Source organism: Mesorhizobium sp. WSM4306, from assembly GCF_007003975.1.
In the GTDB taxonomy this organism is placed as follows: domain Bacteria; phylum Pseudomonadota; class Alphaproteobacteria; order Rhizobiales; family Rhizobiaceae; genus Mesorhizobium.
Genome location: NZ_VFTC01000020.1, coordinates 45,691 through 60,736 on the forward strand (window position 1 = coordinate 45,691; position 15,046 = coordinate 60,736).

The window sequence follows — 15,046 nt, forward strand, 5'->3', positions numbered from 1 at the left end:
TCACGGTGCGCTTTCCTCCAGCAGGCCATGCGCCATATAAAACTCCTTCAGCCCGGCCAGCGCCGGGTGCGCCAGCGCCCGCCTGAGATAGTCGCGGATTCGCGGCAGGTGTTTCAGATAATAGGGCTTGCCGTCGCGCTTTTCGAGCCGCACGAAAATGCCGAGGATTTTTGAATTGCGCTGCGCCGCCATGATCGCATAGGCCTCGCGGAAAGCCGCTTCATCGAAGCCGCCGGCGGCGTGACGGGCGGCGACATAGGCATCCACGGTTCGCTCCTCGATGTCGGGCGAGACGGTGACGCGGGCGTCCATGGCCAGCGATGCTACGTCATAGGCGGCCGGGCCGATCAGCGCGTCCTGAACATCGACGATACCCAGCCGAACATGACCGGAGCGCTCGCCGCGCCAGATGATGTTGGGTGAATGGAAGTCGCGCAACATCAGCGTGTATGCGCTGGTGTCCAACCGATCGAGAACCGCGTTCCATTCCTTGTGATAGCCGGCGCGCAAGGCTTCGCTTGCTGGCCCGCCGGTCACCATCGGCACATACCAGTCGACCAAGAGGTCGGCTTCGATCAGCATGGCATCGCGATCGAAAAGCGGTACGTCGTGATAAATGCCCGGCACGGCCTCCATGCGCTGCGGCCAGGTCTTGCCATGCATCATCGCCAGCAATTCGGCCGCCGCCGCATAGCGCTCGGCCACTGGCTCGCCCTGGCCGTCGAGAAAGCCTTCCGAGCCCAGATGTTCCAGCAGCAGAAAGCCCTGATCGAGATCCGCGGCGTGAATCTGGGGGACGCTGACACCTTGCGCCAGCAGTGCCTTGTCGATGGCGACAAAGGCCGTCACCGATTGCGCGGTGTGGGCGATCACCGCATAGGGTTTGCCGTCGCGGACCGGCGGTCCGAGCACCAGCCGCGGCGAGTTCATCAGCACGCGGGTCTCGAGGCCCGTGAGCGAGACGATCTCGTAAGAGCGCGCCGAGGCGTCGCCGACGAAATGGCGCCGAGCGGCCTCGCCCCAGCCGGCCGTTTCGAGGAAGTCGCGCATCGCCAGCGATCGCGCCATGCGTTCGAAGGCTGCACCTTCGCCCGACAATTTCGCCATTCGGCCTTCGCCTTGATGGACGAGTTCGATCCAGATTGACGTCCTAGGCAGTGCTGATTCCGCCCGTTCCGGCCACTCGACAAGGGCAGCGCCCTGCAGCAGCGCTTCGTCGAAACCCAGTTCATCGATCTCACTGGGCGAGGACAGCCGATAGAGATCGAAATGATGGACCGGGATGCGGGTGTCGTAGCTCTGCACCAAAGTGAAAGTGGGGCTCGGCACATCGAGACCGGTATCGTCGGCCAGTGCCCTGATCAGCGCGCGCGCCAGGGTTGATTTGCCGGCGCCGAGGTCGCCCTTGAGCGCCAGCACGTCGCCCGGCCGCAGCGCCATGGCCAGGTCTTCGCCGAGCCTTGCGGTCGCAGCCTCGTCGGCGAGAAAACGCTCCAGCACAGCGACAGTCATCGAGCGCGCTACTCGGCCGCGGCGCGGATGCCCGACGGCGCATCGGGGAAGGTGCAGATGACGGTGGTGCCCTGGTCCTTGCCGGTCTCGATGCGCACGCTGCCGCCGTGCAGCTCGACAAAGCTCTTGACGATCGACAGGCCAAGGCCGGCGCCGCGCCGGCGTCCGCCATTGGCGCGCGGCTCAAAGCGGCGGAACACTGAATCGAGCAGGTCCGGCGGCATGCCGGGACCGTCATCATGGACAGAGAACTCCACGCCTTGTTCCAAATGGCGGCAGGCCAGCGTGATCGTGCTCGCCTCCGGCGCGTAATTGGCGGCGTTGCTCAACAGATTGTAGAGGATCTGGCGGACCCGGGTCTCGTCACCGTGGAAACTCTTCGGCGCGGCCGCGGCGTCTATCCTAAGCTTGATTGCATGCTCGTCCAGCCGGTCGGCGACCAGTTCGGCGGCCGCCTGGATGGTGCGCTCGACACTTACCTCCGAAATGTCGAGCTGCATGATGCCGGCGTCGACGGTGGCGAGGTCGAGTATGTCGTTGACGATGGTCAGCAGCACCGAGGATGACGAGCCGACATGCTCGACATATTCGCGCTGCTTCGGGGTCAGTGGCCCGGTCGTTGGCAGCGACAACAGCTCGGTGAAGCCGATAATGTTGGTCAGCGGCGAGCGCAGCTCATAGGACACGTGCTGCACGAACTCGTTCTTCAGCTGGTCGGATTTCTGCAGCGCTTCGTTCTTGTCCTTCAGCGCCCGCTCGACATTGACGCTGTCGGTGACGTCGACGAAGGTCATCATCACCTGCCCGTTGGGCAGCGGGATGACGGCGTAGCTGAGCACGGTGCCGTTCTTCAGCTCGGTCTGGCCGTGGCGCTCGCGGCGCTCGTCATCGAAGCCGGTGATGGCGGCGACGAACCCGCCCCACGGGCTGTCGACGGCGCGCTGGTCGCTGAGTTCGCGGATCGCCTGGACATGCACGTTGGGCTTGACCACATCCTGGCTCAGCCCCCACAGCGCGACAAAGGCCGGGTTGGACAGGCGCAGCCGCCCATCGGGGCCGAACACCGCGACGCCTTCGGCCAGATTGTCGAGCGTCTCGCCCTGAACCCGCACCGCCGTCTGGTAGCGGCTTTCCAGATCCATCTTCTCGGTCAGGTTTTCGAACACCCAGGTCACGCCACCCTTCGGCTGCGGGTTGGCAACCACGCGGATGGTCTTGCCGTCGGGCAGATGCCACCAGTGCTCCTGCGATTCCACAGCGCGGTAGGCGCCAAGCAGGCCTTCCTTCCAGCGCCGCCATTCCGGCTGCTCGGCGATCTTGCCTTCGCTGCGCAGCCGGTCGAGCAATAGCGCATTGTCCGGCGCGCTGTGCAGGAAGCCGGAGTCCAGCCCCCACAATTTCTGGAATGCCTGGTTGAAGAAGCGCAGCTTCTCGTCGGTATCGAAGATCGCCACCGCCGTGTTCAGCTGGTCGAGCGTGTCAGCATGGCTGCGCACTGTGCGCTCATATTCGCCGCGGATGGTTTCGGTGGCGCTGGTGTCGCACGCAAGGCCCGCCGAGGCGTCGCTGCCGGCGAAATCGGTGACGGCAAAGACGCGGCGGTCGCCCTCGATCACCGTCGACAGCGTCTGTTCGAAGACCGGGTGCGACTTGTGTTGTTCGGTGATCTGTTCGCGCGCCTGGCCGCCAAGGAATTCCTTGGCTTCGCGCACCGCAGCTTCGGCGCTCGGCGCCTCGACCGCGCCGGCATAGGCGCGGTTGACCCATTTCAGACGCCCGTCGGTGGCGCGCAGCCATGCCGGCATCGGCAAGGCGTCGAGCAAGCCGATCATGGTGTCGTAATCGGCGGCAAGCCGCTGGTTTTCGATCTTCAGCCTGGCCTGGCTCCGCTGCGTTTCCGACAACGAGACGAAGCGCACCAGCACGTGGGCAGCGCTCTTGCGGCCGTGCACTTCGAGCGGCGCCCCGGCCTGCGATTCGATGACCAAATCGAAAGGCCTGGCTTTCTCGCGCAGGCCCGCGACCGCATTTTCGAGCGCTGCCGCCGAGCGCGGCATCAGCCAGCGGCCGAAGGCGAGGAACGCCGCACGGTCTTCCGGCGCGCCGCTTTCGAGCGGCAAAGTTCCGATCAGCTCTGGCTTCTTGTTCTCCGAAGCCCAGACGATGATGCGCTGGTCGCGCAGATTGAGTAGCGCTTCCGAACGCTGCAGCGCCGCGTTGACGTCGGCGATGCGGGCCCTGAGCTCGACATTCTGCGCCGAGGTGCGGGCTCTTTCGCGGATCAGGAAGATGGCTGAGACCAGAGCGGCACCCATGACGCCGACGAACATGGCGAGCTGGATGACTTCCACCGCGCTGACCGACTGCCCGGCTTTCTGCGCAATGGATGGCTCGGCATGCGCGGCGAAGGAAAGCAGCGGACCGGCAAGCGCGGATGTGGCGAGAAAGCCAGCGACTCGGGCACCGACACGCTTCTTCAGGCCGCCGCCTGTCGTGGCGGAGCCAGTGATATCTGAATCGTCATGGCCGCCGGAAACGGCCCATCCCGCGCGAGGCGGGTTTTCCCCCGGCATGTCTTGGTCCTCTTCGCCGCCTGAATGCAAGACCGCCTAGATCAGGATGACGTTGGTAGAACGCCCTCCCGATCCAACTCCTTTTTGAAGAGCATGATCTTTTCCGAAAACCGGTTCCCACTTTTCGGGATCATGCTCTCTATGCGTGAGCCGGCCCTCGTCCCCGGCCCGCGAATCACCACAATAGCGCGTGCTGGAATCGGCGTGAAGAATCATTCCGCGCAAAAAAGAAGCCGGGCGAAATGTCAATCGCCCGGCTTCAATATCTAGTGGTATTTTGCGATATGCTTAATAGCGGTAGTGTTCCGGCTTGAACGGACCCTGCGGAGTCACGCCGATATAGGCGGCCTGTTCGCCGGAGAGTTCGGTCAAGCGGGCGCCGAGCTTGTCGAGATGCAGGCGTGCCACCTTCTCGTCGAGATGCTTGGGCAGCACATAGACCTGGTTCTGGTACTGGCCGGGCTTTGTGTAGAGTTCGATCTGCGCCAGCACCTGGTTGGTGAACGAGGCCGACATCACGAAGCTCGGATGGCCGGTGGCGTTGCCGAGGTTGAGCAGGCGTCCCTCGGACAAAAGGATCATCCGCTTGCCGTCCGGGAACGTGATCATGTCGACCTGCGGCTTGACGTTGGTCCATTTCAGGTTGCGCAGCGACGCCACCTGGATCTCATTGTCGAAGTGGCCGATATTGCCGACGATCACCATGTCCTTCATCGAGCGCATGTGGTCGAGGGTGACGACATCCTTGTTGCCGGTCGTGGTGATGACGATGTCGGCGGTCGGCGCCGCATCTTCCAGCGTGACGACTTCAAAGCCGTCCATCGCCGCCTGCAGCGCGCAGATCGGATCGACTTCGGTGACCTTGACGCGGGCACCGGCGCCCTTGAGCGAAGCCGACGAACCCTTGCCGACGTCGCCATAACCGCAGACGACCGCGACCTTGCCGGCCATCATGGTGTCGGTGCCGCGGCGAATGCCGTCGACCAGCGATTCCTTGCAGCCATATTTGTTGTCGAATTTCGACTTGGTGACCGAGTCGTTGACGTTGATCGCCGGGAAGGGCAGCAGGCCCTTCTTCTGCAGCTGGTAGAGACGGTTGACACCCGTCGTCGTCTCTTCGGTGACGCCGCGGATCGCCTCCTTCTGCTTGGTGAAGAAGCCGGGCGACGCCTTCAGGCGCTTCTTGACCTGGGCGTAGAAGTACTCCTCTTCCTCGCTGTGCGGGTTGGACAGCACATCCTCGCCTGCCTCGGCGCGGGCGCCGATCAGAATGTACATGGTGGCGTCGCCGCCATCGTCGAGGATCATGTTGGAGAGGCCGCCATCGGCCCACTGGAAGATCTTGTCGGTGTAGTCCCAGTACTCTTCGAGGCTCTCACCCTTGACGGCGAACACCGGGATGCCGGCTTCTGCGATCGCGGCGGCAGCATGGTCCTGGGTCGAGAAGATATTGCACGAGGCCCAGCGGATGTCGGCGCCGAGCGCCTTCAGCGTCTCGATCAGCACCGCCGTCTGGATGGTCATGTGCAGCGAGCCGGTGATGCGCGCGCCCTTGAGCGGCTTCTTGGCGCCGAATTCCTCGCGGCAGGCCATCAGGCCCGGCATTTCGGTTTCGGCGATATCGAGTTCCTTGCGGCCCCAGCCGGCAAGCGAGATGTCGGCGACCACATAGTCCTTGCTACCTGTCATGGCAGTGCTCCGGTGTGATTTGTCTTCAGATGCGCCTGCGCCACACGGCGCGTCGAAGGGCGCGGGAATGCCGGCTTGACTAGCAGATCGCCAGTCGGACGACAATGGGATATAAAGAAATCTTTATGCGCGTATGTGTTTTCAGCACTCTTCGCCGAAGCGCGAGGCGACCAGCTCCTCCAGCGCGTCCATCACCGCGACGGCTTCAGCGCCGCTTGCGGTCACGCGGATCGAATAGCCGGGGCTCGCCGCCAGCATCATCAGGCCCATGATCGAGGTGCCGCCGACCTTGAGACCGTCCTTCTCGACGTGGACGGTGGCGTCGAAGCCGCTGGCCACCTGGACGAATTTGGCCGAGGCGCGCGCATGCAGGCCACGCTGGTTGATGATCGGAAACTCGCGGACTATCTGGTCCTTTTCCGACACCATGCTCATTTGCTGCTCAGGAGCTGGCTGGCGACGTTGATGTACTTGCGCCCCGCGGCCTGTGCCTCGTCGAGCGCCGCCGCCATGTTGTCACCCTTGCGGATCGACGACAGCTTGATCAGCATCGGCAGGTTCATGCCGGCGATGACCTCGGTGCGGCCGGATTCCATCACCGAAATGGCAAGGTTGGACGGCGTGCCGCCGAACATATCGGTCAGAACAATGACGCCGGTCCCGGTGTCGACGCGGCCGACAGCGTCGACGATATCGCGCCGCCGCTGCTCCATATCGTCATCGGCGCCGATCGCCACGGTTTCGAAATTGTCTTGTGGCCCCACGACATGTTCCACGGCATGGCGGAACTCGGCGGCCAGTTGACCGTGCGTTACAAGCACGAGTCCGATCATTCGTTGGTGGCTCCCGTCATCGCCGCTTCACAGGCGCTTTTTATGCTCGCCGGCCATCCCAGGCGGCGGGAGCGCTATCTTGTCGACGCGCGGCGCGTTGACAAGCCCAAAATTGCGCCTGCCATGGCCATTTTGACGCATTGCAGCAAAAAACCGGGGGCAGATCATACGAAAGGCGCAATCGCCAGCCGCGCCATTACGGCCGGCAAAGCTGTCGCAACGTTGCGCTCGATGAGATCGATCCGCGGCACCGGACAGCCCGCGATCGGCTCGCTGAAGTCTTCCTGAAAGCGGTCCCTCTGATGTTTCGGCACCAACCGGATATGGAGGTCGATCACTCCGCCTGGCTCGAACGACAGCGGCCGTGGCATGAATCCCGGCACTTCCGCGAGGCCGGCAATGGTGGCCGGCACGCGGCAGATCAGCCGCCCGGCGCGAGCGGCTGCAAACAGCCTGTCGTCCCCGATCAGCCGTGAAAACAGCCCGCGCGCCCGGCAATGGTCAATGAGCACCAGCGCCAGCGTCGTCTTGCCGGCGCCGGACGGTCCAGTGATGAGCACACCGCGTTCGCCGATCAGGATCGCGGTTCCGTGAATGTTTTCAGGCTGCGCGGCGGGTTCGGGCATGGTTATGTTCGAGCTAGAGGTCAGCCTTCGGCCGGCAGCGTCACGACGAAGCGCGCGCCCTTGATCTCGCCGGGCTTGGTGCCGGGAATGTTCTCGGCGGTCAGCGTGCCGCCATGGGCCTCGACGATCTGCCTCGAGATCGACAGGCCAAGGCCCGAATTCTGGCCGAACGCCTCGCCTGCCGGCCGGTCGGTGTAGAAGCGCTCGAAGATGCGGTCGATGGCGTCGGCGCGGATGCCGGGGCCATTGTCGTCGACGGTGACGATGTTGACCTTGCCTGAGCGTGTCAGGGAAATCGCGATATGGCCGTGATCCTCCGGCACGAAGGAGCGGGCATTCTCGATCAGGTTGGTGATGACCTGGCCGATCCTGAGATCATGGCCGGTGACGAAGTAGCCTTTGACGCCTTGCGGCAGCTTGGTGGCCTTGAACTCGATCTCGACGGCCTTCTTGTTGCGCGTCGCCTCGCGCGACACGGCGACGAGATCGGTGATGAATTTCTTCAAATCGACGATTGCCGCATCCTCACGCGCCAGCTCGGCGTCGAGGCGCGAGGCATCGGAAATGTCGGTGATCAGCCGGTCCAGCCGCCGGACATCGTGCTGGATGATCTCCATCAGACGCGCGCGGGAATTATCATTCTTCGCCAAAGGCAGCGTCTCCACAGCGCTGCGCAGCGAGGTCAGCGGGTTTTTCAATTCGTGCGAAACGTCGGCGGCAAAACTTTCGATCGCCTCGATGCGGGCATAGAGCGCGTTGGTCATGTCGCGCACCGCGATCGACAAATTGCCGATCTCGTCCTGGCGGTCGGAAAAGTCAGGGATTTCCTCGCGGCTCTTGACGCCGCGCCGCACGCGCACCGCCGCCGCCGACAACCGCCGCAGCGGATTGGCGATGGTCGACGCCAGCAGCATCGACAGGATCGCGGTGACCAGTGCGGCGATGCCGAACACACGCAAAATTGCCTTGCGCTCGGCGGCGACGATCTTGTCGATGTCGCCGCCTTCCGTCGACAGCATCAGCACGCCGAGCACGGCGCGGAAGCGCTGGATCGGCACCGCCACCGAGACGATCTGTTCGCCCTGTTCCGAGACGCGCACGATCGTCGACGGGCTGCCGGTCAGCGCCTTGACCACTTCGGGGAAGGCTGCGCCATTGCCGCCGGGCTGCTCGTGATAGACGGGCAGGTCCTTGTTACGGAAGAAATCGAAGACGAATTTCTGCACCCGCTCCAGCATGTCCGGCTGCTCGTCCTCGACCGGCGGCAGGTCGTAGCGCAGGATCTGGCCGCGCGAATAGAGGTGGCGCGAATCGAGCAGCAGATTGGCGTCGCGGTCATAGATGCGGGCCCGCGTGCGCGTCGGCGAGATCAGCCGCCGCAGCACCGGCGCGACGCGCTCGGGATTGATCGGGAAGTCGAGATTGTCGAGCTGGTCGGAGCCCGGCCCCAGGCTTTCGCCGGCCTGCAGTTCGAGCAGTTTTTCCGGATCGATGCTGATCGAATCCGTTTCGACCGTCGCCGACGCCGCGATCGCGCCGGCGATGATCTCGCCCTGCGTCATCAGGCTTTCGACGCGGGCGTCGATCAGCCCGTCGCGGAAAGTGTTGAGATAGAGGATGCCGGTGACCAGCACGGCGAGGCCGGCCAGGTTGAGGAACAGGATGCGCCGGGTCAGGCTGGAAAAGATGTGATGGCCGAGGAAGCGGCGCATCGGCACCGTGATCCTCGACAGGAATGCGGGCAGAATCCTCGACGGCCGCCTGCCGGCGCCCGCCCGTCTGCCTCGCTCTACGTCCACTGCCATCGAATAGCAGCTCCCGGTCCGGTCTTAAGCTTCGCGGAACCGGTACCCGACTCCGTAAAGCGTTTCGATCATTTCGAAGTCATCGTCGACGGCCTTGAACTTCTTGCGCAGCCGTTTGATGTGGCTGTCGATGGTGCGGTCGTCGACATAGACCTGCTCATCATAGGCCGAATCCATCAACGCATCACGGCTTTTTACCACGCCGGGGCGCTGCGCCAACGAGTGCAGGATGAGAAATTCGGTGACCGTCAGCGTCACCGGCTCGCCCTTCCAGGTGCAGGTGTGGCGTTCCTGGTCCATGACGAGCTGGCCGCGTTCGAGCGAACGGGCCTGCTGGCTGGGCGCCTTTGCCGCAGCCTCGCGGGCACTGGCACGGCGCAGCACGGCGCGCACCCGCTCGACCAGCAGGCGCTGCGAGAACGGTTTGCGGATGAAATCGTCGGCGCCCATCTTGAGGCCGAAAAGCTCATCGATCTCGTCGTCCTTCGAGGTCAGGAAGATCACCGGCAGATCGGACTTCTGCCGCATTCGGCGCAACAGCTCCATGCCGTCCATGCGCGGCATCTTGATGTCGAGGATGGCGAGATTCGGCGGACGCGCCGCCAAGCCTTCCAGCGCCGACGCCCCATCCGTGTAGGTCTCGACGCGATACCCCTCGGATTCGAGGGCAATCGAGACCGACGTCAGAATGTTGCGATCGTCATCGACAAGCGCGATTGTTGCCATTTCAAGCGGCTCCCTCATGAGCTGTCCCTTCTGTCTTAGAGAAGGGGCTTTTGCAGGACAAATTAGGTACAAAATGTGGCACAGGCTACATCCGCTGTCGCGGACGGCTTGCCGGCGGCCTCAATCGCACCTCTACACGGATTGGACGAACACTGTGTGCCAATCCTTTGGGCAACCACTGTGATTTTTTGCACATATAAACGATTTAAACAACTTTCAAATTTTTTAAATCGATTAATGATTTGATATCATTTGGGTTTTCTGGTTCTGACCGTCTCAGCCCCCATCGCGGGCATGCCGGAAATGCGCCGGCAAAGAGCGGCGAATCCAGAAGAAGGGACCCTTGATGTCGGAAGTCGGCAAACGCAATTCCGCCTGCGCGATCGATCGTATCGGTCTGAAAACCACCGGCACGGTGCATTATAATTTTGGTGCGGCCGCCCTTTACGAGGACGCGATCCGCCGTGGGGAGGCCAGGTTGACCGCCAGCGGTGCGCTGCTTGCCGAGACCGGACAACACACAGGCCGCTCGCCCAAGGACAAGTTTGTCGTGCGCGACGGCGCCACCGAGGCCCATATCTGGTGGGACAACAACAAGGCGATTTCGCCGGCCCAGTTCGAGACGCTGTTCGCCGATTTCCTTGTCCACGCCGCGGACAAGGATCTGTATGTGCAGGATCTCGTCGGCGGCGCCGATGCCGATCTGAAGCTGCCGACGCGGGTCATCACCGAATTCGCCTGGCACTCGCTGTTCATCCGCAACCTGCTCATTCGCCCCGATGCTGCCGAGCTCGAGCAGTTCGTGCCGGAGATGACGATCATCGACCTGCCGTCCTTCCGCGCCGATCCGGCCCGCCACGGCAGCCGCACCGAAACGGTGATTGCGGTCGACCTGATCCGCAAGATCGTGCTGATCGGCGGCACCTCCTATGCCGGCGAAATGAAGAAGTCGGTGTTCACCATGCTGAACTACCTCTTGCCGGCCAAGGGCGTCATGCCGATGCACTGCTCGGCCAATGAGGGACCGGCCGGCGACGCGGCGATCTTCTTCGGGCTTTCCGGCACCGGCAAGACGACGCTGTCGGCCGATCCGTCGCGTACGCTCATCGGCGACGACGAGCATGGCTGGGGGCCGCATGGCATCTTCAATTTCGAAGGCGGCTGCTACGCCAAGACGATCCGGCTGTCGGCCGAAGCCGAGCCGGAGATCTTTGCCACCACGCAGCGTTTCGGCACGGTGCTGGAAAATGTCGTGCTCGACGCAAACCGCGTGCCGGATTTCAACGATGGCCGGCTGACCGAAAACACGCGCTGCGCCTATCCGCTCGACTTCATCCCCAACGCCTCGAAGACCGGGCGCGCCAGCCACCCGAAAAACATCATCATGCTGACCGCCGATGCTTTCGGCGTCATGCCGCCGATCGCGCGGCTGACCCCGGCGCAGGCGATGTATCACTTCCTCTCCGGCTACACCGCCAAGGTGGCCGGCACCGAAAAGGGCGTGACCGAGCCGGAAGCAACGTTCTCGACCTGTTTCGGCGCGCCGTTCATGCCGCGCCATCCCAAGGAATACGGCAATCTGCTGCGCGAGTTGATCGCCCGCCACGACGCCGATTGCTGGCTGGTCAACACCGGCTGGACCGGCGGCGCCTATGGCACCGGCAAGCGCATGCCGATCAAGGCGACGCGCGCCTTGCTGTCCGCTGCCCTCGACGGTTCGCTGAAGGCGGCCGGCTTCCGCACCGATGCCAATTTCGGCTTCGAGGTGCCGGTGGCCGTTCCGGGCGTCGACAGCGCCATTCTCGACCCGCGTTCGACCTGGGCCGACAAGGCTGCCTATGACCGCCAGGCAGCAAGGCTGGTCGGCATGTTCGCCGTCAACTTCGAGAAGTTCGAAAGCCATGTCGATGCCGTTGTGCTCGGCGCCGCACCGCGCCTGCAGGAGGCTGCGGAGTAATCGCGACGTCGCTCTCGGTATGTCGTTGAAAGGCCCGGTCCCGATCGGGCCTTTTCTTTTTCGGTCCGCCGCGCCATGACTGCGGCATGCCGATCGACGACATCATCATTGCCGACGAAGCCGTGATCCACCAGGGCGACCTGCACGAGGATTTCATCCGCTCGTCCGGTCCCGGCGGCCAGAACGTCAACAAGGTGGCCACCGCAGTGCAGTTGCGCTTCGACGCGGCCAATGCGGCCGGCCTGTCGGAGCGCGTACGCGCACGAACCATCAAGCTTGCCGGCCAGCGTGCCACCAAGGATGGTGTCATCGTCATCGAGGCCGGGCGCTTCCGCACCCAGGAGCAAAACCGGGCCGATGCCCGGGCAAGGCTGACGGCACTGGTCGCCAAGGCCGCCGAACCACCGCCGCCGCCGCGCAAGAAGACCAGGCCGTCGAAAGGCGCGGTGGAGCGGCGTCTGAAGAGCAAGGCCGGAAGAGGCACGATCAAGAAGCTGCGCGGCCGGGTGGAGAACGATTGAGCGCCTGACCGATGTAGTGCGCCGGCGATGCCTGACCGAAATCGGATACACCGCGGCTTTCGGGTCGCCGTTTTGTTTGGCGGTGGCATTGTCGGCCAGATCAATTAGGTGAAGCGTCCCCATGCTCGTTCTGCCCAAAGGCGTCCGCCATATGCCTGGTTATCTGCCCCGCGCGGCGCAGGAAGCGCTGGTCGAAGACGTCCGCAAGGTGGTGCAGCAGGCGCCGCTGTTCGTGCCGGCCATGCCGCGCACCGGCAAGGAGATGAGCGTGCGCATGACCAATTGCGGCCCGCTCGGCTGGGTCACCGACAAGGAACTGGGATATCGCTACCAGCCGATGCATCCGCTGACCGGGGAGCCATGGCCGCCGATCCCCGACGCGTTGATGCAGTTGTGGCAGGAGGTTTCTGCCCATCCGCATCCGCCGGAGGCCTGCCTGGTCAATTTCTACACGCAGGACGCCAAAATGGGCCTGCATCAGGACCGCGACGAACTCGATTTCGCGGCCCCGGTGGTTTCCGTCTCGCTTGGCGACGACTGCCTGTTTCGGGTCGGCCAGACGACACGCGACGGCGGCACCAAATCGTTCAGGCTGAAAAGCGGCGATGTCGTCGTGCTCGGCGGTGAAGGCCGGCTCTGCTTCCACGGCGTCGACCGCATCTACCCGTCGACCTCGGCGCTGCTGAAGAATGGCGGCCGCATCAATCTGACGTTGCGGCGGGTGACGAAGGCCTGCTAGAGCAATTCCGGGAAAAGTGTGAAGCGCTTTTCCGTCCGGAATTGCGTCAAAACAAAGAGATAGAGCGGTTCGCAGCTCTAGCATCGTCGCGGACAAGGACCTTCAACGTGTCATCCTCGGCGATTTGCCGGTAGCCTTGCATGAAGCGGACGAAATCCTGTCGGCCGGAAAGCTCGGTTAACCACAAGATGTCCGCTTTCTGCACAATCACCAGCGATGGCCGCTTGCTTTCGAGTTGGGCAAGCTTGTCGTCGATGTAGCGATCGGTGATCTGCCGGTAGTGTTCGGCCGCCGCCTGGTTGCCGCTTTGCGCCTCGACCTGCGCGAAATAGGTGGCGAATCCCCCAAGCCAATCGCTGCAGTAGATCGAGATCCAGCTGCCGCCGACCATCCGCGTCAGCGGATGGCCCGCGGCAATGTCCGACCCTATGAGTGCGACCGTCGGGTGGTCGACCGCGGCCTTTATCGTGGCGACGAAATCGGCGCCGGGTTTCTGGCTGGGCCAGAAGGGAACGGCATTGGCCAGAATGGTGGTGGCAAGCAAAAGCATGCGCGCAGACCCCATGCCCATGCCCGATGGCGATTGCCTCGCGGGGTCGATCTGCACGGCTCGGAGCAGCAACGCCGCGGCCATCAGGCTGAGCGCCGGGAATGCATGATAGGGCCAACCCTTGGCCTGATAGACAAGAGGCACTGCGGCCGCCAGTGACGCCAGGACGAACACCATGATCAGCGGCGACAAGGCGAGGCCCGGCCGAAGCAAACGCAACATGTAGAGTGCGACGAGATAGGCCGGCGCATACTTGACCAACAGCGCTTGCACGACCCGCAGCCGCATATAGGTGTCGGCCAGCACCGGGTAGATGGCGTTGAGGAATTCTGGATAGAAGTACAGCACGGCGACAAGATAGGCGGCGCAGACCAAGCCGATTACCCAGTATTCGATGCAGAAGAGTGACCAGATCGACCGGCGCCGCCAGGCCACGTAGAGCGCCGGAACCAGCACCATCAGCGCATAATAGGGTTTCACAAGCACCAGTACGCTGCCGCAAAGGCCGGCCAGTACCGCTATAAGCAAGCTCGGCGTGCGCCCTTCCGTCGGCGCGGCGCGCCAGGCCATCAACACCAGCAACGGCAGAAACAGCGCGACGCCCAGATGTTCCCGCTCGCTGAAAGCATTGCCGGGAAGAATGATCAGCAGTGCCAGGAACAGCGGCAGCATCGAGAACAGGACACGGTTTTCGGCAAAGCCGGCCAAGCTGGCTATCCGCGCGGCAAAGCCGAGACCCAGCAGGCAGATCGCATAGGCATAGAGATGAATGACGACTTCCGGCGAAATGCGGAGCGCCTGCGCCAGGGCCACGGCCGGCATGAACAGCCATGGCGTGAACGGCGGATTGACCTCGAAGAGATCGACATAGAGTCGTGAGCCGGCAAGCACCTTCTCGGACATGGTGATTGCCCAACTGGTGTCGGGTATGACACCCCAGCGCATCTGCCAGGGCACGGCCGCCACCAGCACCAGCAGGCAGAAGACCAGGGTCCATGGCAGCGTTCGCGAGCTGCCCTGGGCCGAAGTCATGGCGGATCTCTCAATGAGCGAAGTGCGGATCTCCGTACTCATCGGGCCGCCACGAAGACGAATTTGCGCAGGATGATGAAGTTCAGGAGCGGAACCAGAACGGAAGCGATTACCACCGGCACCAAGGGCGGCAGTCCGGCTACGTCGGCAAGGATCACGGCCAGCCCGACCGAGAGCAGAAATCCGAGCGCGGTGGCGCAGGCGAAGCGGACGATCTCGAAGCCGACCGCGCCGTCCGACATGAACGTTACGAAGCGATGCCCGCAATAGGAGAACACCGCGCCGGCGCCATAGCCGGCGATCGAGGCTATTGTCGCCGGCATGCCGAAGCCGTGGCGGGCCGAAAGCGCCAGGGTCAGCACGGCGTAGATCAGGGTCGATACGCAGCCGATCGCGGCAAATCGGAGGATTCGCGCTGGCTCCGAACGGCCCATGGCCCATGACCAGTAGCCGGGCAAAGGATCGTTGACCGCCTGGCGCACA

At 63.4% G+C, this 15,046-nt stretch carries 13 protein-coding genes; 3 read left to right on the plus strand and 10 right to left on the minus strand.

What is annotated here, in order from left to right:
- The 8 genes from tsaE to FJV77_RS21880 all read right to left on the minus strand — a co-directional run bounded on the left by tsaE (nucleotide 1) and on the right by FJV77_RS21880 (nucleotide 9,764).
- Nucleotides 1-1,512 carry a tRNA (adenosine(37)-N6)-threonylcarbamoyltransferase complex ATPase subunit type 1 TsaE gene (tsaE, locus tag FJV77_RS21840; protein WP_142868688.1) on the minus strand — a complete coding sequence of 504 codons (1,512 nt, stop codon included), beginning with the start codon at nucleotides 1,510-1,512 and terminating at the stop codon, nucleotides 1-3.
- 8 nt (nucleotides 1,513-1,520) lie between these two features.
- Nucleotides 1,521-4,085, minus strand: a complete 2,565-nt coding sequence (locus FJV77_RS21845) for a PAS domain-containing sensor histidine kinase (protein ID WP_142868689.1) — start codon at nucleotides 4,083-4,085, stop codon at nucleotides 1,521-1,523.
- Nucleotides 4,086-4,373: 288 nt separating this feature from the next.
- Nucleotides 4,374-5,774, minus strand: coding sequence for an adenosylhomocysteinase (gene ahcY / locus FJV77_RS21850; protein ID WP_142868690.1), 1,401 nt, complete (start codon nucleotides 5,772-5,774; stop codon nucleotides 4,374-4,376).
- A 141-nt stretch (nucleotides 5,775-5,915) separates the two neighbouring features.
- Nucleotides 5,916-6,209, minus strand: coding sequence for an HPr family phosphocarrier protein (locus FJV77_RS21855; RefSeq protein ID WP_142868691.1), 294 nt, complete (start codon nucleotides 6,207-6,209; stop codon nucleotides 5,916-5,918).
- Nucleotides 6,206-6,607: a PTS sugar transporter subunit IIA gene (locus FJV77_RS21860; RefSeq protein ID WP_142868692.1), complete on the minus strand. Its 402-nt coding sequence runs from the start codon at nucleotides 6,605-6,607 to the stop codon at nucleotides 6,206-6,208. Before FJV77_RS21860 ends, FJV77_RS21855 begins: the two co-directional genes overlap by 4 nt.
- 164 nt (nucleotides 6,608-6,771) lie before the next feature.
- Nucleotides 6,772-7,233 (minus strand): HPr kinase/phosphorylase, encoded by a 462-nt coding sequence (locus FJV77_RS21870; protein ID WP_142868694.1) that lies wholly within the window; start codon nucleotides 7,231-7,233, stop codon nucleotides 6,772-6,774.
- Between the two features lie 20 nt (nucleotides 7,234-7,253).
- Nucleotides 7,254-9,038 (minus strand): sensor histidine kinase, encoded by a 1,785-nt coding sequence (locus tag FJV77_RS21875; RefSeq protein ID WP_142868695.1) that lies wholly within the window; start codon nucleotides 9,036-9,038, stop codon nucleotides 7,254-7,256.
- 24 nt (nucleotides 9,039-9,062) lie between these two features.
- Nucleotides 9,063-9,764 (minus strand): response regulator transcription factor, encoded by a 702-nt coding sequence (locus tag FJV77_RS21880; protein ID WP_010912942.1) that lies wholly within the window; start codon nucleotides 9,762-9,764, stop codon nucleotides 9,063-9,065.
- A 346-nt stretch (nucleotides 9,765-10,110) separates the two neighbouring features.
- Between FJV77_RS21880 and FJV77_RS21885 the strand changes: the two genes are divergently transcribed.
- The 3 genes from FJV77_RS21885 (at nucleotide 10,111) to FJV77_RS21895 (ending at nucleotide 12,981) form a co-directional block, all read left to right on the plus strand.
- Nucleotides 10,111-11,721, plus strand: coding sequence for a phosphoenolpyruvate carboxykinase (locus FJV77_RS21885; RefSeq protein ID WP_142868696.1), 1,611 nt, complete (start codon nucleotides 10,111-10,113; stop codon nucleotides 11,719-11,721).
- Nucleotides 11,722-11,807: 86 nt separating this feature from the next.
- A complete protein-coding gene (arfB, locus tag FJV77_RS21890) occupies nucleotides 11,808-12,242 on the plus strand; it encodes an alternative ribosome rescue aminoacyl-tRNA hydrolase ArfB (RefSeq protein ID WP_112560029.1) in 435 nt (144 codons plus the stop codon).
- A gap of 121 nt (nucleotides 12,243-12,363) precedes the next feature.
- Nucleotides 12,364-12,981, plus strand: coding sequence for an alpha-ketoglutarate-dependent dioxygenase AlkB (locus FJV77_RS21895; protein WP_142868697.1), 618 nt, complete (start codon nucleotides 12,364-12,366; stop codon nucleotides 12,979-12,981).
- A 46-nt stretch (nucleotides 12,982-13,027) separates the two neighbouring features.
- Here the strand turns inward: FJV77_RS21895 and FJV77_RS21900 are convergent, their stop codons facing one another.
- Nucleotides 13,028-14,563: a hypothetical protein gene (locus FJV77_RS21900; RefSeq protein ID WP_142868698.1), complete on the minus strand. Its 1,536-nt coding sequence runs from the start codon at nucleotides 14,561-14,563 to the stop codon at nucleotides 13,028-13,030.
- A 38-nt stretch (nucleotides 14,564-14,601) separates the two neighbouring features.
- Complete coding sequence (locus FJV77_RS21905) at nucleotides 14,602-15,045, minus strand: GtrA family protein (RefSeq protein WP_246691338.1); 444 nt, start codon at nucleotides 15,043-15,045, stop codon at nucleotides 14,602-14,604.
- Nucleotide 15,046 lies beyond the last annotated feature (1 nt).

Coding starts and splice junctions, on each gene's coding strand:
- tsaE (WP_142868688.1), bottom strand. CDS start 1,512: ATGACTGTCGCTGTGCTGGAGCGTTTTCTCGCCGACGAGGCTGCGACC.
- FJV77_RS21845 (WP_142868689.1), bottom strand. CDS start 4,085: ATGCCGGGGGAAAACCCGCCTCGCGCGGGATGGGCCGTTTCCGGCGGC.
- ahcY (WP_142868690.1), bottom strand. CDS start 5,774: ATGACAGGTAGCAAGGACTATGTGGTCGCCGACATCTCGCTTGCCGGC.
- FJV77_RS21855 (WP_142868691.1), bottom strand. CDS start 6,209: ATGAGCATGGTGTCGGAAAAGGACCAGATAGTCCGCGAGTTTCCGATC.
- FJV77_RS21860 (WP_142868692.1), bottom strand. CDS start 6,607: ATGATCGGACTCGTGCTTGTAACGCACGGTCAACTGGCCGCCGAGTTC.
- FJV77_RS21870 (WP_142868694.1), bottom strand. CDS start 7,233: ATGCCCGAACCCGCCGCGCAGCCTGAAAACATTCACGGAACCGCGATC.
- FJV77_RS21875 (WP_142868695.1), bottom strand. CDS start 9,038: ATGGCAGTGGACGTAGAGCGAGGCAGACGGGCGGGCGCCGGCAGGCGG.
- FJV77_RS21880 (WP_010912942.1), bottom strand. CDS start 9,764: ATGGCAACAATCGCGCTTGTCGATGACGATCGCAACATTCTGACGTCG.
- FJV77_RS21885 (WP_142868696.1), top strand. CDS start 10,111: ATGTCGGAAGTCGGCAAACGCAATTCCGCCTGCGCGATCGATCGTATC.
- arfB (WP_112560029.1), top strand. CDS start 11,808: ATGCCGATCGACGACATCATCATTGCCGACGAAGCCGTGATCCACCAG.
- FJV77_RS21895 (WP_142868697.1), top strand. CDS start 12,364: ATGCTCGTTCTGCCCAAAGGCGTCCGCCATATGCCTGGTTATCTGCCC.
- FJV77_RS21900 (WP_142868698.1), bottom strand. CDS start 14,563: ATGACTTCGGCCCAGGGCAGCTCGCGAACGCTGCCATGGACCCTGGTC.